Annotated in this window: 21 protein-coding genes; 18 read left to right on the forward strand and 3 right to left on the reverse strand. The window is 73.3% G+C overall.

Annotated elements, in window-relative coordinates; translation table 11 throughout:
• Nucleotides 1–23: 23 nt before the first annotated feature.
• The 16 genes from BLQ62_RS05620 (at nt 24) to tuf (ending at nt 17,104) form a co-directional block, all read left to right on the forward strand.
• Nucleotides 24–1,037 (forward strand): 2,3-diaminopropionate biosynthesis protein SbnB, encoded by a 1,014-nt coding sequence (locus tag BLQ62_RS05620; RefSeq protein WP_160126333.1) that lies wholly within the window; start codon nt 24–26, stop codon nt 1,035–1,037.
• Nucleotides 1,030–1,788, forward strand: coding sequence for a 3-oxoacyl-ACP reductase FabG (fabG, locus tag BLQ62_RS05625; RefSeq protein WP_068566777.1), 759 nt, complete (start codon nt 1,030–1,032; stop codon nt 1,786–1,788). Before BLQ62_RS05620 ends, fabG begins: the two co-directional genes overlap by 8 nt.
• A 47-nt stretch (nt 1,789–1,835) precedes the next feature.
• Nucleotides 1,836–2,138 (forward strand): acyl carrier protein, encoded by a 303-nt coding sequence (locus BLQ62_RS05630; protein ID WP_068533108.1) that lies wholly within the window; start codon nt 1,836–1,838, stop codon nt 2,136–2,138.
• Nucleotides 2,135–2,629 (forward strand): 3-hydroxyacyl-ACP dehydratase FabZ, encoded by a 495-nt coding sequence (fabZ, locus tag BLQ62_RS05635; RefSeq protein ID WP_068533105.1) that lies wholly within the window; start codon nt 2,135–2,137, stop codon nt 2,627–2,629. The genes BLQ62_RS05630 and fabZ overlap by 4 nt, the downstream gene beginning before the upstream one ends.
• Nucleotides 2,626–4,659 (forward strand): GNAT family N-acetyltransferase, encoded by a 2,034-nt coding sequence (locus BLQ62_RS05640; RefSeq protein WP_068566775.1) that lies wholly within the window; start codon nt 2,626–2,628, stop codon nt 4,657–4,659. The genes fabZ and BLQ62_RS05640 overlap by 4 nt, the downstream gene beginning before the upstream one ends.
• Nucleotides 4,656–5,705, forward strand: coding sequence for an aminomethyltransferase family protein (locus BLQ62_RS05645; protein ID WP_068566773.1), 1,050 nt, complete (start codon nt 4,656–4,658; stop codon nt 5,703–5,705). The genes BLQ62_RS05640 and BLQ62_RS05645 overlap by 4 nt, the downstream gene beginning before the upstream one ends.
• Nucleotides 5,706–5,709: 4 nt before the next feature.
• On the forward strand, nt 5,710–7,995 hold the full coding sequence (locus tag BLQ62_RS05650; RefSeq protein ID WP_068566771.1) for a beta-ketoacyl-[acyl-carrier-protein] synthase family protein: 2,286 nt from the start codon (nt 5,710–5,712) through the stop codon (nt 7,993–7,995).
• Complete coding sequence (locus BLQ62_RS05655; RefSeq protein WP_068533097.1) at nt 7,992–8,534, forward strand: hypothetical protein; 543 nt, start codon at nt 7,992–7,994, stop codon at nt 8,532–8,534. The genes BLQ62_RS05650 and BLQ62_RS05655 overlap by 4 nt, the downstream gene beginning before the upstream one ends.
• Nucleotides 8,531–9,658 (forward strand): hypothetical protein, encoded by a 1,128-nt coding sequence (locus tag BLQ62_RS05660; protein ID WP_139184163.1) that lies wholly within the window; start codon nt 8,531–8,533, stop codon nt 9,656–9,658. The genes BLQ62_RS05655 and BLQ62_RS05660 overlap by 4 nt, the downstream gene beginning before the upstream one ends.
• Nucleotides 9,655–11,070, forward strand: coding sequence for a DHA2 family efflux MFS transporter permease subunit (locus BLQ62_RS05665; RefSeq protein WP_068533092.1), 1,416 nt, complete (start codon nt 9,655–9,657; stop codon nt 11,068–11,070). The genes BLQ62_RS05660 and BLQ62_RS05665 overlap by 4 nt, the downstream gene beginning before the upstream one ends.
• A 40-nt stretch (nt 11,071–11,110) precedes the next feature.
• Complete coding sequence (locus BLQ62_RS05670; protein WP_139184164.1) at nt 11,111–11,506, forward strand: DUF5313 family protein; 396 nt, start codon at nt 11,111–11,113, stop codon at nt 11,504–11,506.
• A gap of 9 nt (nt 11,507–11,515) precedes the next feature.
• Entirely contained in the window at nt 11,516–12,391 is an 876-nt protein-coding gene (locus BLQ62_RS05675) for a DNA-3-methyladenine glycosylase family protein (protein WP_068566765.1), read from the forward strand.
• A gap of 342 nt (nt 12,392–12,733) precedes the next feature.
• Nucleotides 12,734–13,108 (forward strand): 30S ribosomal protein S12, encoded by a 375-nt coding sequence (gene rpsL / locus BLQ62_RS05680; protein WP_013128047.1) that lies wholly within the window; start codon nt 12,734–12,736, stop codon nt 13,106–13,108.
• Nucleotides 13,108–13,578: a 30S ribosomal protein S7 gene (gene rpsG, locus BLQ62_RS05685; protein WP_068533086.1), complete on the forward strand. Its 471-nt coding sequence runs from the start codon at nt 13,108–13,110 to the stop codon at nt 13,576–13,578. The genes rpsL and rpsG overlap by 1 nt, the downstream gene beginning before the upstream one ends.
• A gap of 81 nt (nt 13,579–13,659) precedes the next feature.
• The gene (fusA, locus tag BLQ62_RS05690) at nt 13,660–15,765 is read left to right on the forward strand and encodes an elongation factor G (RefSeq protein WP_068566763.1); all 2,106 of its coding nucleotides are present in this window, start codon (nt 13,660–13,662) and stop codon (nt 15,763–15,765) included.
• A gap of 148 nt (nt 15,766–15,913) precedes the next feature.
• Nucleotides 15,914–17,104, forward strand: coding sequence for an elongation factor Tu (tuf, locus tag BLQ62_RS05695; RefSeq protein WP_068533082.1), 1,191 nt, complete (start codon nt 15,914–15,916; stop codon nt 17,102–17,104).
• Nucleotides 17,105–17,192: 88 nt separating this feature from the next.
• On the opposite strand, the gene BLQ62_RS05700 is transcribed toward tuf, so the two are convergent.
• On the reverse strand, nt 17,193–17,837 hold the full coding sequence (locus BLQ62_RS05700; RefSeq protein WP_068566761.1) for a peroxiredoxin-like family protein: 645 nt from the start codon (nt 17,835–17,837) through the stop codon (nt 17,193–17,195).
• 160 nt (nt 17,838–17,997) lie between these two features.
• Here BLQ62_RS05700 and BLQ62_RS05705 point away from each other — a divergent pair, with 160 nt between their 5' ends.
• Entirely contained in the window at nt 17,998–18,354 is a 357-nt protein-coding gene (locus BLQ62_RS05705) for a DUF732 domain-containing protein (RefSeq protein WP_068533077.1), read from the forward strand.
• A 7-nt stretch (nt 18,355–18,361) separates the two neighbouring features.
• Here the strand turns inward: BLQ62_RS05705 and BLQ62_RS05710 are convergent, their stop codons facing one another.
• Together BLQ62_RS05710 and BLQ62_RS23730 are read right to left on the reverse strand one after the other, a co-directional pair.
• Nucleotides 18,362–19,192 carry a hypothetical protein gene (locus tag BLQ62_RS05710; protein ID WP_139184165.1) on the reverse strand — a complete coding sequence of 277 codons (831 nt, stop codon included), beginning with the start codon at nt 19,190–19,192 and terminating at the stop codon, nt 18,362–18,364.
• A gap of 166 nt (nt 19,193–19,358) precedes the next feature.
• Complete coding sequence (locus BLQ62_RS23730) at nt 19,359–19,517, reverse strand: DUF5302 domain-containing protein (protein WP_160126332.1); 159 nt, start codon at nt 19,515–19,517, stop codon at nt 19,359–19,361.
• Between the two features lie 99 nt (nt 19,518–19,616).
• On the opposite strand from BLQ62_RS23730, the gene BLQ62_RS05715 reads away from it, so the two are divergent.
• Nucleotides 19,617–20,423 (forward strand): SDR family oxidoreductase, encoded by an 807-nt coding sequence (locus tag BLQ62_RS05715; RefSeq protein ID WP_068566755.1) that lies wholly within the window; start codon nt 19,617–19,619, stop codon nt 20,421–20,423.
• Nucleotides 20,424–20,431 lie beyond the last annotated feature (8 nt).

A 20,431-nucleotide genomic window follows, 5' to 3' on the forward strand; every position in this document is an offset into this window, starting at 1 on the left:
TGTTGGCGATCAACAGGACGGATGTGGACGAGATCGTGGCCGAGCGCCACATCGCGATCATCGATGCGGTCGAGGCCGCCTACCGCTCCCACGAGCGCTACCCCGAGGGCACGCCCCACTCGGTGTTCCTGCGCTTCCCGGACGACCCGGTGAACCGGATCATCGGGCTGCCCGCGTACGTCGGGGACGGCGGCCGACCCACCGCGGGACTGAAGTGGATCTCCAGCTTCCCCGCCAACACCGACCGCGGCCGCGAACGCGCCTCGGCGGTGATCGTGCTCAACGACCTCGAGACCGGGTACCCCCGCGCGATCCTCGAGGGCGCGCGGATCTCCGCCCTGCGCACCGCCGCCTCCGCGGCCGCGTTCAGCCGGATCGCGGACGGCGCGCGCCGGGTGGAGAAGGTCGGCGTGATCGGCTGCGGCACCATCAATCTCGCCACGATCGCGATGCTGCGGGCCGTGCACCCGGCGCTGCGCACCGTCGCCGCCCACGACGCGGTCCCGGAGCGGGCCGCCCAGTTCGTCGAGGCCACCGGCCTGGACGGGGCGGTGGCGCCCACGATCGCCGACGTCGTCGACGCCGACGTGCTGGCCATCGCGACCACCGACTCGTCGTACTGGCTCGACCTCGACGGGGCCCTGCACGACCGCACCCGGCCCGGCCGGATCACGGTGCTGCACACCTCGCTCCGCGACATCGCGCCGGCCTCGCTGGTGGGCGCGCTCAACGCCGTCGACGACGTCGAGCACGCGCTGCGCGCCGATACCGCGCTCGAGCGCGCCGTGCGGCTCGCATCGGCCGACGGGCGCACCGCCGCAGACGTGGTGCCGCTGACGATCGGCGCGCTGGCCGCCGGGACGGCGCACATTCCCGCCGACGACGGCCGCCCGCTGGTGTACTCGCCGTTCGGCCTCGGCATCACCGACATCGCCGTGGCCCGCTGGGTCGCCGACGAGGCCGAGCGCACCGGGCGCGGGGTCCGCCTCGAGGGCTTCGAGCCCGGCGTGCACGCGACGGCGGCCGCCCATGTCTGATCCGTTCGCCTTCGCCCCGGGCACCGTCGCGGTCGTGACGGGGGCCTCCCGCGGCATCGGCCGCAGCGCCGCGATCGCCCTCGCCGCCGCCGGCTGCGATGTCGCCGTGGGCTTCACGGCCGACGCCGACGGTGCCGAGACCACCGCGGAGGCGGTGCGCGCGCACGGCCGCCGCGCCGTCACGATCCGGGCGGACGTCCGGCAGGAGTCCGAGGTCGTGGCCCTGTTCGCCGCCGTGCGCGCCGAACTCGGACCGGCGGCCGTGCTCGTCGCCAACGCGGGCGTCACCGCCGACGGCTACGTCGCCGCCATGGGCGCCGACAAGTGGTCCACCGTGATCGACACCAACCTCACGGGCGCCTTCTACACCGCCCGCGAGGGCGTCAAGCAGATGTACCGCCGCGGCGGCGCGATCGTGCTCGTCGCCTCCACCTCCGGCGTCGCCGGCCGGGCCGGGCAGGCCAACTACGCCGCCAGCAAGGGCGGGCTGATCGCGCTCGGCAAGTCCCTCGCCGCCGAGCTCGCGCCGCGCGGCATCCGCGTGAACGTGGTCGCCCCCGGCTTCATCGACACCGACATGGTGGCCGGCATGCCGCCCGCCGCCCGCACGGAGGCGACCGCGGGGATCCCGCTCGGCCGCATCGGTTCCCCCGACGACGTCGCCGCCGCCGTGACCTTCCTCGCCGGACCCGGCGCCGGCTACATCACCGGCAAGGTCCTCACCGTCGACGGCGGCCTGGTCAACGGCTGACGTCCCGATCCGTTCCGCAATCCCCGCACCCACGAAGGAGAACCACCATGGCCGATATCGCAGCGATCCGGGAGGCCGGCGCCGCCCGTCTCGAGCTCAACCGCCGCATCAAGCAGCTCGTCATCGACGGGCTCGGCCTCGAGGTCACCCCCGAGGCCATCTCCGACAACCAGCCGCTGTTCGGCCGCGGCCTGGAGATGGACTCGCTCGACACCCTCGAGGTGGTCGTGCTCGTCAACGACGAGTTCGGGGTATCCGTCAGCGATTCCGACGCGCAGGCCTTCGGCTCGGTCAACGCGCTGGCCGACTTCATCCTGGCGAAGGCCCCCGCCCCGGCGGCGGCGCGATGACGACGTCCGTCGACGCCCCGGCGAGCGCCGGCCTGCGCAGCTACGACGCGTCGGCGATCCTGTCGATGCTGCCGCACCGCTGGCCGTTCCTGCTCATCGACGGCGCGTTCGACGTCGATCCGGGACGCTCGGGCAAGGGCGTCAAGAACGTCAGCCTCGCCGAGCCCTACTTCGCCGGGCACTTCCCCGGGGATCCGATCGTCCCGGGCGTGCTCATCATCGAGGCCCTCGCCCAGCTCACCGCCATCGTCTACGTGGCCCAGGCGCAGGAGTCCGGGCACCCCGCGCCCGCGTCCACCGTCGGCTACCTCGGCGCGATCAACCGGGTGAAGTTCCACCGCGTGGTTCGGCCCGGTGAGCGGCTCGACCTCGCGGTCACCCTCACCACGGCGCTGGGCGATCTGCGCACCGTCGACATCGCCGCCCACGTGGGCCGGGAGAAGGTCGTGACCGGCACGATCACCGTGAGCAACCGGGCGGGCGAGCGATGACCGCGGCGGTGCAGCAGCACGCGGCCGACGCCGCGGACGCGGACGTGCGGGTCCGGCCCCTCGTCGACGACGATCTCGCGCAGATCGCCGCCCTGTACGCGGCGCACCCGGACAACCCCAACCCGATCGGGGTGCCGCTCACCGCCGACGCCCTGCGCGCCGAACTGCGCGACCGCGGCACCGTCGCCTTCACCGTCGCGGTCGTCGACGGTGCCGTGGTCGGCACCTTCGGCCTGTTCGAGTCCACCGGACGCCGGGTCGCCGAGCCCGGCCAGCTTCTGGCCGACATGTTCTTCGTCGCGCCGGAGCACCGTCGCGGCAGCCTCACGGGGAACCTGTTCGCCGCCACCGTGGACACGATGATCGCCCTCGGGTACGGGGTGCTGCGGCTGACCGTCAACCCGGCCAACGCGATCGCCTACCGCCTCTACCGCCGCGTCGGCTCGCTCGCGCTCGCGCCCGCCGCGGCCGGGGCCGACGGCAACGTCGAGCTCTACAACGTGATCCCGCTCCTGCTGAGCACCGCGGCCCCGCACCTGCCCGCCGCCGTGATCGAGGCGGCCCGCTCCCGGGAGACCTTCCGGTTCGGCGCCACGCAGGGCCGCGACGCCGGGCACCACTGCGACGTGCGGACCGCCGCCGACGGCACCCCCGTCGTGCGCACCACCGTCCACCTCGGCGGTGCCGAGCTCGACGCCGAGCTCGACGCAGACACCCTCACGATCCGCTCCTTGACCCTGCGTCACGACGGCGAGGAGACCGCCCTGCCGGTGCCGGCCGCCGCGCCCCGCGTCGCGCGCGCCGCCCCGACGGAGCTGCGCCGCGGCGACTGGCACGTGCGCGTCGATGACGCCGACGGCGCGATCACTCTGCGCCACCCCGGATTCCGCGGCGACCTGCTGGCGATCGCCTGGCCCGCGGCCGGCGGCACGCGCCCGGCCTGGCGCCGCGGCCGGCGCGGCGACTTCGCCGTCACCGCGACCGCGGCCGGCCTGACGATCCTCGACCGCGCCGACCCCGCGTCCGTCGTCGTCGACCTCGCGATCGCCGACGGCCCCGACGGCCCGGTGCTCGAACACCGCGTCACCGGCGGGCCGCACCGCCGGCTGTACCTGACCGGCCTGCGCGCCGGCACCGTGCGCAGTGCGGCGGGGACGGCGCGGATCGGGACCGACCTGGCGGCGCCGGGGGAGCGGATCGTGCCCGACACCGCCGAGATCCCCGCCGCCGCACCCGCGGCGGGCGACCGGGTGACCTGGTCCGGCGGGTTCCGGATCGTCGCCGAGGCGACCGGGATGGATGCGCGCCTCGTCGACGCCACGACCCTGGACGTGCGCGCGGACTCCGGATCGACGGTGCGATTGCGCCTGAGCGCGCCCGGACCCGCCGGGGCGCCGCAGGTCACTGGCGGGCGGCTGCGCGCGGCGGGGCGCCCGCTGGCCCTGGACCCGGCAGTCGGAGGAGCCCGCACCTGGGCCCCGGGCGGCCGCCCCGTGCTGTGGGGGCCGCACCCGCGCGTCCGTGCCCTCGGACACCTGCCCCAGTGGCGGGCGGGGCTCTGGGTCACCGCCGAGCAGCCGGACCGCACCGCCGGCGTCGGCTGGGGCGCCGCCCCCGGCGCGATCTGGGCCACTGCCGGTGACGGGCTCGACGGTGACGGGATCAGCTGGTGTGCGGTCGAATCCGAGACCGAGCACGGTCCGGAGCTCACCGTCGACGTCGACGACCGCGGGCCGCGTGCCGCCGTCCTGTGGTGCACGCCCCGCACCGCCCGCACCGGCGACGTGCTGCTCGGCGACGCCCGGATCCCGCTCGGTGCGAGCCGGCACCGCTGGGCCCGCCCCGGTGAGGAGCCCTCGATCCCGCTGCCCGATGGCGGCACCCTCACCCTGCACGCCCCCGCGGGCGGCGAACTGCTCGTCCGCGCCACCCCCGCCGGACTGCTGATCGGCGGGCTCTGTCCCCCCGGCCGCAGCACCTGGCGCATCACCGTCCGAACCAGCCGAACCACCACCGAGGAGAACCGATGAGCGAGAACCCGACCGACTACGCCGGCTACCGCGCCCTGCGCGACGGCGCGGGGGTCTACCGGCGCCCGGACCACGGCGTCGTCGTCCTCACCGGCGACGACCGCCTGCACGTGCTCGATCGCGTGCTGTCCAAGGGCAGCGACTTCACCGACCCCGACACCGCGCGCGAGGCCGTCATCGTCACCGCCGACGGCGCGCCGCTGGCCCTGGTCCTGCACGTCGAACTCGACGACGCCTCCGTGCTCCTCGCGCTCACCCCGCTCGATGCCGGCGCGCTGGCTGCCCGCGTGCGGGAGATCGCCACCGGCACACCGGACGCCGGCGACACCGCGGTGACCGAGCCCGCCCTCGCCGGGATCGCCGTCGAGGGGCCCGCCGCCTGGCGGGTGGCCGCCGAGTTCCTCGACTTCGACGTCTCCGGCCTGGTGCTGGGCGCCGTGGAGCGCGCCGCCCACGCGGAACTGCCCGCCGCCGGTTTCGAGCCGCGGATCGTCCGCACCGGCACCACCGGCGAGTACGGCTACCTGCTGCTGGTGGACGCCGCCTCCGCGGACGCGGTGCACGAGCTGGTGCACCGGCTCGCCGCGCCCCACGGGGGCGCCCCGGTCGCCACCGACGAGCTGTGGCGGGCCCAGGCCGAGGTCGCCTCGCCGCTCTACGGCACGGGGTTCGACGGTCTGTCCACCGCCGAGGCCGACGTCAGCTGGCTCATCGACTTCGCCCGCATCGGCGCCTTCGACGGCTCCGACGCCATCGCAGCGCCCCCGGAGCCGGGCCGGCGCCTGACACCGCTCCTGCTCGGCGCCTCCGCCCGCGTCCGCGGCGGCGAGGCCGTCACCGCGGGCGATGCGGGCGACCGCGTCGGGACACTCGTCGCCGCCTCGATCCCGGTGGACGGCAACCGGATCGCCTACGCCGTGATCGAGGACCCGTTCCACGCGCCCGGCCTCGCGCTCGCCGTCGACGGGGAGGCCGGCAGCCTGCCCGCCGCGACCGTCGCGCTGCCGCTGCTGGTGACCCGGTCCACCACCGAGCGGATCGGCTGAGCCCATGCCCGCAGTCGTCGTCACGGGTGTCGGCCTGATCTCCGCCGCGGGGAGCACGGCCCAGCAGTGCTGGGACACCCTGCTCTCCGGCGCCACCGGGATCGTGCCGAACACGGTCTTCCCCACGGACGATCTCCAGGCGGCGATCGCGGGCGTCGCGCCGCTGCCCGAGGGGGAGGAGCAGGAACTCGACCGCTGCTACCGGCTCGCGCGCCGGGCGTGCGCCGAGGCCCTGGCGCACGCCGGGCTCGGCCGCGCGGACGCCGCCCGCGCCGGGCTGGTGCTCGGCTCCAGCCTCGGCGCCATGCCGTCGCTCGAGGACTTCCATCGCGACGTCCTCGCGGCCGGCGCGGTGCGCGACCGGGCCGCGGCGCGCGCGGGCATCGACACCCAGTTGCACTGCGCCGCCGACTACGTGGCGGGCGAGTTCGGACTGGGCGGGCCGCGCGTGGTGACCTCCAACGCGTGCGCCGCCGGGGCCGTCGCGCTGGGCTACGCGGCGGAGCTGCTCTGGCGCGGCGACGCCGACGTGGTGATCTGCGGCGGCGTCGACCCGCTCACCACGCTCTCGGCCCACGGCTTCTCCAGCCTCGGCGCGCTCGCGGAGAGCCCGTGCTCGCCGTTCGCCGCGTCCGACGGCCTCTCGCTGGGCGAGGGCGCGGGCTTCCTGGTGCTGGAGTCCGAGGAGCACGCGAGGGCTCGCGGCGCCGCGCCGCTCGCCCGGCTCGCCGGCTACGACCTCAGCAGCGACGGCTTCCATCAGACCGCCCCCGACCCGGGCGGCGACGGGGCGCGCCGCGCGATGGAGGGCGCCCTCGCCGCGGCCGCGCTCGGGCCCGGCACCGTCGACTACGTGAACCTGCACGGCACCGGCACCCCCACCAACGACGCCGTGGAGCCGAAGGCGATCCGCTCGGTGTTCGACGCCCCGCCGCCGGTGAGCTCGACGAAGTCCGTGGTGGGCCACACCCTCGGCGCCGCCGGTGCCGTGGAGGCGGTCGTCGGCGTCCTCGCGCTCACCGACGGGGTGCTGCCGCCCACCGTCGGCACGCGCGGCGACGCCGAGCGGACCGGGCTCGACATCGTGCCGGACCGGGCCCGGGAGGCACCCGTGCGCACCGTGCTGTCGAACTCCTTCGCCTTCGGCGGCAACAACGCCGCGGTGGTGCTGCGCCACGCCGCCGAGCCGGCCGGCGCGGCCGACGCCGCGGCGCAGGAGGCGCCGGTGATCACCGGGATCGCGGCGCTCGCGGGATCGGCGCAGTCGACGGCGGAGGTCCTCGCGGCGCTGAGGACGGGCGAGCCCGTCCACGAGCAACTCGGGCCACTGCGGTTCGCCCGGCTCGACCAGGCCGCGGTCGCGCGCCGGATCAACCCGGCCAAAGTGCGCAAGATGGACCCGATGAGCGTCTTCGCCGCCGGGGCGGTGGCGGATCTGCACGCGGCCTTCGGCAAGCCCGACCGCGCCGGGCTGGCCCGCGCGGGCATCGTCCTGGGCACCGGGTACGGGCCGCTGAGCGCCGTCGCCGAGTTCCACCGCGGCGTCGTCGAGCACGGCAGCGCCGGCGCCAATCCCACCGTCTTCGCCAACACCGTGCAGAACGCGGCCGCGGGGCACCTGAGCGTGCTGCACCGCTACCGGGGCTTCACCGCCACCCTGACCTGCGGCGGCACCAGCACCGTCTCCGCGCTCTACCTCGCGCGGGCCGCGCTCGCCCGCGGCCAGGCCGACCGGATCGTGGTCGTCGTGGTCGACGAGTTCCCCGAGCTCGCCGCACAGGTGTACGGCGCCACCGGCAACGCGCGGCACGGCGCGCTGGGCGAGGCGGCCGTCGCGCTCACCGTCGAACGCGCCGACACCGCCCGCGCCCGCGGCGCCGCACCGCTGGCGAGCCTCGCCGGGATCGGCATGGCGGGCGAGCCCGCCGGCATCGGCCGCGTGGGCGGCGACCCGGCGGCCTGGGCGCACGCCCTGACCCGCTCGCTCAAGGACGCCGGGCCCGGCGAGCCCGACCTCGTCGGCGCCGCCGCGACGGGCCACCGCACCATCGACGGGGCCGAGGCGGCCGCGCTCGACGCCGCGGGGCTCGCCGCCGTCGCGCGCTCCACGCCGAAGGCGGTGCTGGGCGAGACCGTCGGCTCCGCGGGCGCTCTCGCGCTGCTCGACGGCATCGACCGGCTCCGCGACGGCGGGCGGCTCGTGGTCTCCTCGTACGCCCTCGGCGGCAGCTACCAGGCCGCGGTCTTCGACGTCCCCGCCGGGCGGCCGGACCCGGAGGGCGCCCGATGACGGCGCACGCCACCGTCTTCCGCTGCGCGGGACCGCGGGACGAGCGCGGCCGCACGCGGACGGCGGGCACCGGGCGCGCCCTGCTCACCCGCGCCGCCGCGCCGCTGGGCCTCGGCGCACCGCGCCGCACCCGCACCGGGGGCTGGGCGTGGCCGGAGGACGGCTGGCACGGCTCGGTGGCGCACTGCGCGGACACCGCCGTCGTGGTGCTCGCCCGCTGCGGCGTCGGCGTCGACGCCCAGGAGCACCGCGACCGCCCGCGCGCCCTGGCGGCCGTGGCCGCGATGCTGGGCCGCGACCGCGCGGACGTCCGGGACTTCGCCGAGGTCGAGGCCGTGATCAAGCTGATCGGCCCGCAGCACGCCGCGCTCGCCGGGCTCCGGCTGCCCGGCCGCGAGCACGGCTGGCGCGCCGCCCCGTTCGGGGTGATCGGCTCCGCCGTCGACGAGCGCGGCCTCGCCGTCGCCGTCGCCGCCGAACGGCCGCTGGACGTGCGGTGGCGGGCCGTGGGCGCACCGGCGACGGGGCCGCTGTGGTGAGCGCGGTGCGGGCACCGGCGTACGCGCGGCGCGTCTCGCAGATCGAACGCAGCTACCTCGCCGCGGCCGCGGCGGGCTCCGACTGCGCCATCCGGCTCGTGGTGGAGGGCACGGGCGCGCTCGCGTTCGCGGACCTGCGCGCCGCCGTCGACGTCGCGGCGGCCGCCCACCCGGGCCTGTCCGCGCTCCGCCGCGGGGGCCTGTGGCGCGGTGGCGGTCCCGCGCCCCGCGTTGTCGCGTCGTCGCTGCCCGTCGACGACGACCCGCGGATCCGCGCCGAGCTCTCGGTGCGCACCGGCCCCGTCGCCGAGATCCTCCTGCACCCGGGCGGCGACGGCGGCACGGCCGTGCTCTTCCGCGCGACGCACGCCGTGACCGACGGGCACGGGGTCATGGACTTCGCCCGCGACGTCTTCCGCGTGCTGCGCGGCGAGGCGCCCACCGGGAACCCCGACGCGCTCGGCGACGAGCACTTCGTCCGCGCCGCCGGCCGCTCCGGCGCGCCCGCCGGCGGCACCGACCCGGTGCCCGCGCCGTGGCCCGTGCGCGCGCCGGGGCTGCGGTGGGTGCGGCGCGAGGTGCCGGGGCGGCTGAGCGGCGGCGCCGGGCGCGTGGCAGCCGCGGTACGGGCGGCCGCGCCCGGCCCGGCCCGGGTGATGGTGCCCGTGGACCTGCGCCGGCACGACCCCGCGGTGCGCTCGAGCGCGAACCTCACCGCGCCCGTCTTCGTGGACCTGCCCGTGCCGGTGAGCCGGCGCGCGGTGCAGGCGGAGCTGCTCGCGGCGCTGCTGGACAACCGCGAGGTGGCCGGGCTCGGCGCCGACTACGGCAGCGCCAACCGGTTCGCCCGCACCCTCGCCGAGGCCACCACCGACGGCAGCGCCGGGCTCCCGGTGACCGCCATCGTCTCCGATCACGGCGCCGTGCCCGACGGTGCCTTCGACGCCCCCGGCTTCCGCGCCGTCCGGGTGCACACCATGCCCATGTGGGTGCCGTACGCCGCGACCTTCGTCTCGCTCGTGCACGCCGCCGGCCGCACGGTCCTGACCGCGGTCGTCGCGGACACCCCCGACGCCGTGGCCGCGATCGAGCGGGTCCTCGCCGCGGCAGTGGAGGAACCATGATCCGAACCGCACCGTCGACCCCGATGATCACCGGCATCGCCGTGGTGGGCTCGCTGCTGCCGCTGCTGGACTCGACGATCGTCAACATCTCGCTGCACGCCACCGCCGACCGGTTCGGCACCATCACCGACGTGCAGTGGGTGGTCACGGGCTACCTGCTGGCCCTGGCCGCGACCATGCCCGTGACGGCCTGGCTGGCCCGGCGCTACGGCCGCTACCGCACCTTCCTGGTCGCGGTGATCGCGTTCGCCGCCGGCTCGGTGGTCTGCGCCGTGAGCCCCAGCCTGGAGGTGCTCATCGCAGGTCGCGTGCTCACCGGCGCCGCCGGCGGCGTGCTCGCGCCCATCTCGACGGTGGTGCTCACGGCCGGGGTGCCGCGCGAGCGGCTCGGCGCCGTGCAGTCGCTCAACGGCACCGTCATGCTGGCGGGCCCGCTGATCGGGCCCACCGTCGGCGGGGTGCTGCTCGAGCACGGGGGATGGCGCTCGATCTACTGGGTGGCCGTGCCGGTGTGCGTGGTGGTCGTCGCGCTCGCCCTCGTCGCGCTGCCCCGCGACGCCGGCTCGCGCAGCGCGCCGCTCGACGTGCCGGGGCTGGTCTCCGGATCCGCCGGCGTCACCGCGCTCGTGTTCGCCCTGCGCGAGGCCGCCGTGCCGCACCGCGACCCCGTGGAGATCGCCGCGCTCACCCTGCTCGCGGTCGGCGGGACCGCCCTGTTCATCCGTCGCGAGCTCACCGCGGAGCACCCCCTGCTCAACCTGCGGCTGTACGCGGACCGTCGATACGCGTGGGCCAGCGCCTGCGTGGCGCTGGTCGGCATGCTGCTCTACGCCCCGATGGTGATCGTGCCGCTGTACCTGCAGAGCGAGCGCGGCGAGTCCGCGATCCGCACGGGCCTGATCATGTCCTTCGGCGGGATCGGCGCCATCGTCATGGGCGCGCGCACCGCCCGCATCGTGCAGCGGCTCGGCGCGGGGCGGACCCTGCTGATCGGCCTGGCCGTGGTGGGCGCCTCGACGGTGCCGCTGATGCTGCTCACCGCGACCACGCCGATCTGGATCATCGCCGTCACGCTGGTGGTGCGGGGGATCGGCGTCTCGCTGTCGATCGTGCCGGCGATGACGAGCGCCTTCGTGGCCATCACGCCGCAGGACATCCCCGACGCGTCGCCCCAGCTCAACCTGCTGCAGCGGATCGGCGGGGCGCTCGCGGTCACCGGCGTGACCATCGTGATGCAGTCCGACGGGCTCGAGGTGGGTGCCGGCGGGCCGGTGCTCAGCGCCTTCACCCACGGCTTCGACCTGGTCCTGGTGGTCACGGTGGTCACCGGCTTCGCCGCGCTCGGGCTGGTCCGTGCCGAGGCGCGGGAGCGGGCGCCGAAGCAGACGGAGCTCGTGGGAGCGGTCGACTGAGCCGATTGTGACCGAACTCACACGGGCGTAGCGTGGAGGCATGTCCACGTCAACGAATCGGACGCGTCCGAACCTCCTCGAGCGGGTGAAGTACCTGATGGGAATGCGCCTGCCCGATTCCATGCGCGATTGGGTGGTCAACGACGCCACCGGCCCCGGCCACAACCGTCGCTTCTTCATCCGCGGGGCGCTGATGTTCCTGCCCTTCGTCGTGGTGGCGCTGGCCCTGCCCTCTCCGCTCTGGGTCAAGCTGGCGCTGGTCGCGATGATGGCGCTGCCGGCGATCGTCTTCATCGGCGGCCTGCGGTCGATCTACCTGCAGGAGCTGCTCGCCGACAACGGCATCGACCCGCACACCGAGAGCGGGCGGCAACGCGAGCGTCACCACCGTCGCGCCCGGGTCTACGAGGCCAAGTACCGGCACCGGGCGGCGTAGCCTCGCCGGGTGACGGCAGAACGCTCATGGGTCACGGGACATCCGCTCGACCTGCACGGCACCGTCGGGGTACTGCGGCGCGGCGCCGGCGATCCGGCCTACGCCCGCACGCCCGGGGCGCTGTGGCGCGCCGTGCACACCCCGGACGGCCCCGGGACGGTCCGGCTCGCGCTCGCGGGCGGGGAGATGACGGCCCGGGCCTGGGGGAGCGGGGCGTCGTGGCTGCTGGAGCACGCGCCGGCGATGGTGGGGGCGGACGACGATCCGTCGCAGCTGCGCCCGCGGCACGACGTCGTCGCCCGGGCGATCGCCGCCTCCCCGGGGCTGCGGCTGACCCGCTCGGACCGGGTCTGGGAGACCCTGGTGCCGACGATCCTGGAACAGAAGGTGGTCGGGGCGGAGGCGTTCCGGGCCTGGCGGTACCTGCTGCGGCGCTTCGGCGCGCCCGCGCCGGGTCCGGCCGGGGCGCCGCGACTGCACGTGCCGCCGCCGCGCGAGCAGTGGAGCGCGATCCCGTCGTGGGAGTGGCACCGCGCCGGCGTCGAGCCGGTGCGCATGCGCACGATCCTCGGCGCGAGCGCGGTCGAGGTGGAGCACCGGCCGGAACGGCTCGGGGCCCTCCCGGGTGTCGGCGCGTGGACCGTCGGGGAGCTGCTGGGGCGCGCGTGCGGCGACCCGGACGCCGTTCCCGTGGGCGATTACCACCTGCCGCGCATCGTGGGAATAGGTCTGACGGGGGCCGCGTTGGATGATTCCGAGATGCTCGAGGCGCTCGAGCCCTATCGGGGGCAGCGCGGCAGGGTGATCCGGCTTCTGGTGCGCGCGGGCGTCGATCGCGAGCGGCGCGGGGCGCGGGTCTCCGTCCGCGACTATCGTGGCCTGTAGACAATGCATTTTGACCAGTGTGAGTTCAGGCGGGTAAGCTAGGTCGCCGTGCCTGGGTAACCAGGACTATTCTCACGTGCCCATGGCTAGGCCGGACCTCCGGAACCGCCCATGAACACGCGACACGCCCGACCTCGGGGTACGTGCGAGGCGGGTAGCTACTTCCCGGAGACGGGACTGACCAGTGGAAACGATGCGAATCGATGAAGCCGGTGGGGCCGCGCTGCGGAAGGAGTGCACCGCGTTCGCGGGGTGCGCGACTTGCCCGGAGCTACAACCGCAGCAGTAGGAACAGCCGGCCGCGCGGCCGGTGACAGCCGAAACGAAGGAAAAAGCGCTTCTATGCCAACTATCAACCAGCTGGTCCGCAAGGGCCGCCGGGACAAGGCGTCCAAGACGAAGACGGCGGCCCTCAAGGGCTCGCCGCAGCGTCGCGGCGTCTGCACCCGCGTCTACACCACGACCCCGAAGAAGCCGAACTCGGCTCTCCGTAAGGTCGCCCGTGTCCGTCTGACGAGCTCGGTCGAGGTCACCGCGTACATCCCCGGCGAAGGTCACAACCTTCAGGAGCACTCGATGGTGCTCGTCCGTGGCGGTCGTGTGAAGGACCTCCCGGGTGTTCGTTACAAGATCATCCGCGGTTCGCTCGATACCCAGGGTGTCAAGAACCGCAAGCAGGCGCGGAGCCGCTACGGCGCGAAGAAGGAGAAGGGCTGATGCCTCGTAAGGGACCGGCGCCCAAGCGCCCCGTCGTCAACGACCCCGTCTACGGCTCGCCCGTGGTCACCCAGCTCGTGAACAAGGTGCTCCTGGACGGCAAGAAGTCCACCGCCGAGCGCATCGTCTACGGCGCCCTCGAGGCGACCCGTGAGAAGACCGGCACCGATCCGGTCCTCACGCTGAAGAAGGCGCTCGACAACGTGCGCCCGTCGCTCGAGGTCAAGAGCCGCCGCGTCGGTGGCGCCACCTACCAGGTGCCGATCGAGGTGAAGGCCGGTCGCGCCAACACCCTCGCGCTGCGCTGGCTCGTCACCTTCACGCGGCAGCGTCGCGAGAAGACCATGATCGAGCGGCTCGCCAACGAGATCCTCGACGCGAGCAACGGTCTGGGCGCTTCGGTGAAGCGTCGCGAGGACACCCACAAGATGGCCGAGGCCAACCGGGCGTTCGCGCACTACCGCTGGTGATCCGATACCGGGCCGCCGCCTTCGCGGCGGCCCGGGTCACCGGAAGCAAATCCATCCTCTAAGAGAACGAGGCTTACCACCGTGGCACAGGAAGTGCTTACCGACCTCACGAAGGTCCGCAACATCGGCATCATGGCGCATATCGATGCCGGTAAGACCACCACTACCGAGCGCATCCTCTACTACACCGGTGTGAACTACAAGATCGGTGAGACCCACGACGGTGCCTCGACCACCGACTGGATGGAGCAGGAGAAGGAGCGTGGTATCACCATCACCTCCGCCGCCGTGACCTGCTTCTGGAAGAAGAACCAGATCAACATCATCGACACCCCCGGGCACGTCGACTTCACGGTCGAGGTGGAGCGTTCGCTCCGCGTGCTCGACGGTGCCGTCGCGGTGTTCGACGGCAAGGAGGGCGTCGAGCCCCAGTCGGAGCAGGTGTGGCGCCAGGCTGAGAAGTACGACGTCCCGCGTATCTGCTTCGTCAACAAGATGGACAAGCTGGGCGCCGACTTCTACTTCACCGTGCGCACCATCGAGGAGCGCCTCGGCGCGAAGCCGCTGGTCCTGCAGCTCCCGATCGGTGCCGAGGATGCCTTCGACGGCGTCGTCGACCTGCTCGAGATGAAGGCCATCACCTGGCGCGGCGTCGTCGAGATCGGCGCTGAGCCGACCATCGAGGAGATCCCCGCCGAGCTCGCCGAGAAGGCCGCCGAGTACCGCGAGCAGCTGCTCGAGACCGTCGCGGAGTCCAACGAGGCTCTGATGGAGAAGTACTTCGCCGGCGACGAGCTGACGATCGACGAGATCAAGGCCGCGATCCGCAAGCTCACGATCACCCGTGAGCTGTACCCGGTGCTGTGCGGCTCGGCGTTCAAGAACAAGGGCGTGCAGCCCATGCTCGACGCCGTGATCGACTACCTCCCCAGCCCGCTCGACGTGCCCTCCATCGAGGGCCACGCCGTGGGCGACCCGGAGACGATCCTCTCGCGCAAGCCGAGCAAGGACGAGCCCTTCGCGGCCCTGGCCTTCAAGATCGCGGCGCACCCGTTCTTCGGCAAGCTGACCTTCGTCCGCGTGTACTCGGGTCACATCGACTCGGGCACCGGCGTGCTCAACGCCACGAAGGGCAACAAGGAGCGCATCGGCAAGCTCTTCCAGATGCACGCCAACAAGGAGATGCCCGTCGAGGATGCGACCGCCGGTCACATCTACGCGATGATCGGTCTGAAGAACACCACGACCGGTGACACCCTGTGCGACCCGGCCAACCCGATCGTGCTCGAGTCCATGTCCTTCCCGGACCCGGTCATCAACGTCTCGATCGAGCCGAAGACCAAGTCCGACCAGGAGAAGCTCGGCGTCGCGATCCAGAAGCTCGCCGAGGAGGACCCCACTTTCTCCGTCGAGCTCGACGATCAGACCGGCCAGACCGTCATCGGCGGCATGGGCGAGCTGCACCTCGACATCCTCGTCGACCGCATGCGTCGCGAGTTCAAGGTCGAGGCCAACGTCGGCAAGCCGCAGGTGGCCTACCGCGAGACGGTCCGTCGTCCCGTCGAGAAGCACGAGTACACCCACAAGAAGCAGACGGGTGGCTCGGGCCAGTTCGCGCGCGTCATCATCAAGCTGGAGCCGCTGGAGGACGCCGAGGACGGCGCCACCTACGAGTTCGTCAACGCCGTGACCGGTGGCCGCGTCCCGAAGGAGTACATCCCTTCGGTCGACGCCGGCGCGCAGGACGCGATGCAGTACGGCGTGCTCGCGGGCTACCCGCTGGTGAACGTCAAGGTCACGCTGCTCGACGGCGCGTACCACGACGTGGACTCGTCCGAGATGGCGTTCAAGATCGCCGGCGCGCAGGCCTTCAAGGAGGCTGCACGCCAGGCCGGTCCCGTCATCCTCGAGCCCATCATGGCTGTCGAGGTCACGACCCCCGAGGACTACATGGGTGACGTGATCGGCGACCTCAACTCCCGCCGTGGCCAGATCCAGGCCATGGAGGAACGCAGCGGTGCCCGCCTGGTGAAGGCTCAGGTCCCGCTGTCGGAGATGTTCGGCTACATCGGCGACCTCCGGTCGAAGACCCAGGGCCGAGCGAACTACTCCATGGTTTTCGACTCGTACGCCGAGGTTCCGGCGAACGTGTCGAAGGAGATCATCGCGAAGGTGAACGGGGAGTAATTCCTCCCCGCTCTCCGGAGCGTGGCGCTTCCCGGCTCCCGCCGCGGCGTCAGACCCACGGCCCGTCCGTGGCGTCGAAAACCACCCGAAAGAAACACACCCTTGCAGGGCAACCGGCCCGCAAGCACTACGTCCAGGAGGACATAAAGTGGCGAAGGCGAAGTTCGAGCGGACCAAGCCGCACGTGAACATCGGCACCATCGGTCACGTCGACCACGGCAAGACCACCCTGACGGCTGCCATCACCAAGGTTCTGGCCGAGAAGTACCCGGACCTGAACGAGGCCTCGGCCTTCGATCAGATCGACAAGGCGCCGGAGGAGAAGGCTCGTGGTATCACGATCAACATCTCCCACGTCGAGTACCAGACCGAGAAGCGTCACTACGCTCACGTCGATGCGCCGGGTCACGCCGACTACATCAAGAACATGATCACCGGTGCCGCGCAGATGGACGGCGCGATCCTGGTCGTGGCCGCCACCGACGGCCCGATGCCGCAGACCCGCGAGCACGTGCTGCTCGCGCGTCAGGTCGGCGTGCCCTACATCCTGGTCGCCCTGAACAAGTGCGACATGGTCGACGACGAGGAGATCCTCGAGCTCGTCGAGATGGAGGTCCGCGAGCTGCTGGGTTCGCAGGACTTCGACGAGGACGCCCCCGTCGTCCGCGTCTCGGGCTACCAGGCCCTGCAGGGCGAGGAGAAGTGGGTCGACTCGATCGTCGAGCTCATGAACGCCGTCGACGAGTCCATCCCGGACCCCGAGCGTGAGACCGACAAGCCCTTCCTGATGCCGGTCGAGGACGTCTTCACGATCACCGGTCGTGGCACCGTCGTCACCGGTCGCGTCGAGCGCGGCATCATCAACGTGAACGAGGAGGTGGAGATCGTCGGCATCCGCGAGAAGTCGACCAAGACCACCGTCACGGGCATCGAGATGTTCCGCAAGCTGCTCGACTCGGGCCAGGCGGGCGACAACGTCGGTCTGCTGGTTCGTGGCCTCAAGCGTGAGGACGTCGAGCGCGGCCAGGTCGTCGTGAAGCCGGGCACCACCACCCCGCACACGGAGTTCGAGGGCCAGGCGTACATCCTGTCGAAGGACGAGGGCGGCCGCCACACCCCGTTCTTCAACAACTACCGTCCGCAGTTCTACTTCCGTACCACGGACGTGACCGGCGTCGTGACCCTCCCCGAGGGCAACGAGATGGTCATGCCCGGCGACAACACCGAGATGAGCGTCAAGCTCATCCAGCCGGTCGCCATGGACGAGGGCCTGCGCTTCGCGATCCGCGAGGGTGGCCGCACCGTCGGTGCCGGCCGCGTCACCAAGATCATCGCCTGATCTTCGGTAGCAGCCGAAAACGGCGCCTCTCCCTTCGGGGAGGGGCGCCGTTTCGCGTATCCGGGGCCGTCCGGCGCGGCGGTGCCGGTCAGAGGGCGTCGACCGCCGCCAGGATCGCCGACGGCTCGGTGGCGGTGGTGTAGTCCGGATGCACGTCGATCCAGCGGACGACGTGGGCGCCGTCGACGAGGACCGTCGACGGGTGCGGCAGGCGGGTGGTGCCGTCGGCGTTGGCCTGGGTCACGTCGAGCCCGAGGTCGAGCTGCGCCGCGCGCGCCTCGTCGGACGGGGTGGTGACGATGCCGAGCCCGTCGGCGATGACGAGGCCGGGATCGGAGAGCACCGTGAAGGTGAGCTCGTTCTTCTCCGCGGTCGAGAGCGAGCCGTCGGGCGTCTGCGGACTGATCGCGATGAGCTGCACGCCGCGCTCGGCGAGCGCGGGCGCGAGCTCGGTCTGGTAGGTGTGCAGGGTCAGGTTGCAGTACGGGCACCACGCGCCGCGGTAGAAGACCAGCACGGCGGGCCGGTCGCCGAGCACCTGCGCCAGGGTGGTCTCCGCGCCGTACGGGTCGAGGACGGGACCGTCGGGGACCGGGGTGCCGGGGCGGGCCACGCCGGCGCCGGGGCCGGACTCGGCGAGGGCGCGCTGCTCGGCGGTGAAGGCCTCCATGGGCCCGCCGGCCTCGGCGGCGTGGGCCTTCAGGGCGGACAGGGCTTCGTTGACGGTGCTCATGCCCTCACGGTAGGCACTGCGCCGGCCCCGGCGGCCGGGGGCGGCGCGACGTCAGAGAACCGTCATCATCGCCGGAAAACGGCGCCCGGCCGTGCGTCCGTCGGTGATAATCCCTGCAGACGTGGGGCGGCGCCCCACCGGAGGCGAGGAGAGAAGACCGATGCCGAAGCTGATGAGGGCGATGGCGGCCGGGCTCGCGGCGGCGGGGATCGTGACCCTGGTGCAGGTGCCCGCGGCCCACGCGGACGGCCGGCTCGACGAGGGCCGCTTCCTGGTGGCCACGCACAACACCCGCGACTTCACCCGGCCCTACGGCTACAACACCACGGATGCGCAGCGGATCCGCTTCGGGTACCAGGCGTGCGCCGCGCTCGACCGGCACCCGGAGAGCACCGTCGCGGCGACCCGGGCGCTCTACCGCCAGGCGGGGACTCCCCAGTGGGAGCGCCAGCAGGTGGTCTTCTACGCGGCGCAGTACCTGTGCCGCCGGCACTGGGACCGCTACAAGAGCCCGTGATCGGCCGTCAGCGGGCGAGGTAGCGGGCGAACGTCCACCCGTAGATCGCCGACTCCAGATCGTGCCGCGCCGCGGACACCGTGGCCTCCACCAGCGCCCGCTCGAGCAGCCGGGCGCGGAGCGCGGTGCCGTCGGGCGGCCCGCTGCCGGCGGTCAGCGATCGCGGCGGCGTGCGCGGCAACCGCAGTGCGTCGTCGAGGGCGTCCTGGTCGATGAGCAGCTGATCGAGCACGGCGGGCGCCACCGGGCGCCCGGCCGCGAGATGACGGCGCGCCTCCGCCCGGGCCTCGTCGACGCCGATCGCGTGCTGCTCGGGGATCTCGATCCGCTCGAGGTCGCGCAGGAGCGCGCGGGCCTGGCGATCGGCAGCGTCGGGCTGCAGGGACCGGACGTGCTCGATCCGGGCCGGTGAGGCGACGAGCTCGAACCGCGTGACGCGACCGGGGAGGACCTGCCCGGGGTGCCGCTCGCCGACGAGCTTCCACGGGCCGCGCGGGACGTGGTGCGCGCGACTCGGATGCGTGGTGGCGACGGCGTGGATCGTGTAGCCCTCGGCGCCGGCGAATTCGACGAGCTGGCGCACGGGATCGTCGACGGTGGCCCACGCGGCCGCGGTGGGGACGTTCCACAGCACGCGCACACCGGCCGGGACGATGGCGCCGAGCGGCAGCCAGCCGGCGTCGGTCGTGGTCACGACGAGCAACGGCTCGGGGCCCCGCGTGAGGTAGGCGGCGGCCCAGTTCAGGCCCGATTCCGGGAGGTACGGGCCGCCGCGCAGCGAGCCGAGGATCGAGCCGATGACACCCCGGACCTGCTGGATCTCAAGGCTTTCCGGCACCGGTGCGCCGGGCGTGGGGAACCGCCCGATGGGAATGGGGACGAGCACTGGGAGGTCGATGGCACCCTCCTCGGACGACCCGCTTCTTGCGATGGCAATCGTATCCGATGGGCGCGCGGACCGTCCGGTCGCAGGGGCCGCCGGTGAGAGCGGCCCCTGCCCGCGGCTATCCGCTCTTGCGGCGGAACTGCTGCTGGTGACTCTCCGAACCGTGCGTGTTCTGGGTCTTGGCCGCCCCGTCCAGGTGGGCCGAACCCTGACGATTCGACGCGTTCTTGCGTTCGAGCGCTTCCTTGAACTTGTCGGCGATACCGTCGGCGGGCATGGTGTCTCCTCTCTCTCGCGTGACTTCACGCTAAACCGGACAGAGAGGGATGTCACTCGATTTGCCGCGCGGTCGTGTGCGGGGGGAAGGATAGGGGTCATGAGCATCTACGTGGTCACCGGAGCGGCGTCCGGGCTCGGTGCCGCCACCGCGGAACGGCTGCACGCCGCGGGGCACGGCGTGATCGGGGTGGACCTGCACGGCACCGACGTCGAGGCCGATCTGGGGACGCCGGGCGGACGATTCGAGGCGGTCGCCCGGATCGGCGAGCTGGTGGGATCCGCGCCGCTCGCCGGCTTCGCCGCGTTCGCGGGGCTCGGTCCCGGTGCGGGACGGTCGGGTTCGTCGCTGGTGGCGGTGAACTACTTCGGCTCGGTCGACCTGCTGGTCGGCCTGCGGCCGCTGCTGGCGCGGGGGCCGTCGACAGCGCTGCTGGTGAGCTCCAACTCGACGACGACGCAGCCGGGCTGGCCGTTCGAGCTCGCGCAGGCCTGCCTCGACGGTGACGAGCACGCCGCCGCCGACCTCGCCGACTCGTACGGCGAGTACGCCTCCGTTCCCGCCTACCCGGCCACGAAGGCGGCGCTGGCCTACTTCGTGCGCACGCACGCCGCCGAGTACATCGCGCAGGGCATCCGGCTCAACGCCATCGCGCCGGGACTCATCGACACCCCCATGACGCAGGCGGGCCGCGAGGATCCGCAGCTCGGGGCCGCGATGGACGCCTTCCTCGAGCTCATCCCCGCCGGCCGCGCCGGCCGGCCCGACGAGATCGCCGCGCTCGCCCAGTTCCTGCTCGGGCCCGACTCCGGCTACTGCGTCGGTTCCGTCGTCTTCGCCGACGGTGGCCTCGACGCCCAGCAGCGCCCGACGGACTGGCCGCGGCCGGTCTCGGGGGCGGACTAGGTCACGAG

This window comes from Tsukamurella pulmonis (assembly GCF_900103175.1).
In the GTDB taxonomy this organism is placed as follows: domain Bacteria; phylum Actinomycetota; class Actinomycetes; order Mycobacteriales; family Mycobacteriaceae; genus Tsukamurella; species Tsukamurella pulmonis.

What these genes read in the sequence shown, in the direction of transcription:
- BLQ62_RS05700 (WP_068566761.1), bottom strand. Translation starts at nt 17,837, where the DNA reads ATGAGCACCGTCAACGAAGCCCTGTCCGCCCTGAAGGCCCACGCCGCC.
- fabG (WP_068566777.1), top strand. Translation starts at nt 1,030, where the DNA reads ATGTCTGATCCGTTCGCCTTCGCCCCGGGCACCGTCGCGGTCGTGACG.
- fabZ (WP_068533105.1), top strand. Translation starts at nt 2,135, where the DNA reads ATGACGACGTCCGTCGACGCCCCGGCGAGCGCCGGCCTGCGCAGCTAC.
- BLQ62_RS05665 (WP_068533092.1), top strand. Translation starts at nt 9,655, where the DNA reads ATGATCCGAACCGCACCGTCGACCCCGATGATCACCGGCATCGCCGTG.
- BLQ62_RS05645 (WP_068566773.1), top strand. Translation starts at nt 4,656, where the DNA reads ATGAGCGAGAACCCGACCGACTACGCCGGCTACCGCGCCCTGCGCGAC.
- rpsL (WP_013128047.1), top strand. Translation starts at nt 12,734, where the DNA reads ATGCCAACTATCAACCAGCTGGTCCGCAAGGGCCGCCGGGACAAGGCG.
- BLQ62_RS05650 (WP_068566771.1), top strand. Translation starts at nt 5,710, where the DNA reads ATGCCCGCAGTCGTCGTCACGGGTGTCGGCCTGATCTCCGCCGCGGGG.
- BLQ62_RS05630 (WP_068533108.1), top strand. Translation starts at nt 1,836, where the DNA reads ATGGCCGATATCGCAGCGATCCGGGAGGCCGGCGCCGCCCGTCTCGAG.
- BLQ62_RS05705 (WP_068533077.1), top strand. Translation starts at nt 17,998, where the DNA reads ATGCCGAAGCTGATGAGGGCGATGGCGGCCGGGCTCGCGGCGGCGGGG.
- BLQ62_RS05670 (WP_139184164.1), top strand. Translation starts at nt 11,111, where the DNA reads ATGTCCACGTCAACGAATCGGACGCGTCCGAACCTCCTCGAGCGGGTG.
- BLQ62_RS05640 (WP_068566775.1), top strand. Translation starts at nt 2,626, where the DNA reads ATGACCGCGGCGGTGCAGCAGCACGCGGCCGACGCCGCGGACGCGGAC.
- BLQ62_RS05655 (WP_068533097.1), top strand. Translation starts at nt 7,992, where the DNA reads ATGACGGCGCACGCCACCGTCTTCCGCTGCGCGGGACCGCGGGACGAG.
- BLQ62_RS23730 (WP_160126332.1), bottom strand. Translation starts at nt 19,517, where the DNA reads ATGCCCGCCGACGGTATCGCCGACAAGTTCAAGGAAGCGCTCGAACGC.
- rpsG (WP_068533086.1), top strand. Translation starts at nt 13,108, where the DNA reads ATGCCTCGTAAGGGACCGGCGCCCAAGCGCCCCGTCGTCAACGACCCC.
- BLQ62_RS05715 (WP_068566755.1), top strand. Translation starts at nt 19,617, where the DNA reads ATGAGCATCTACGTGGTCACCGGAGCGGCGTCCGGGCTCGGTGCCGCC.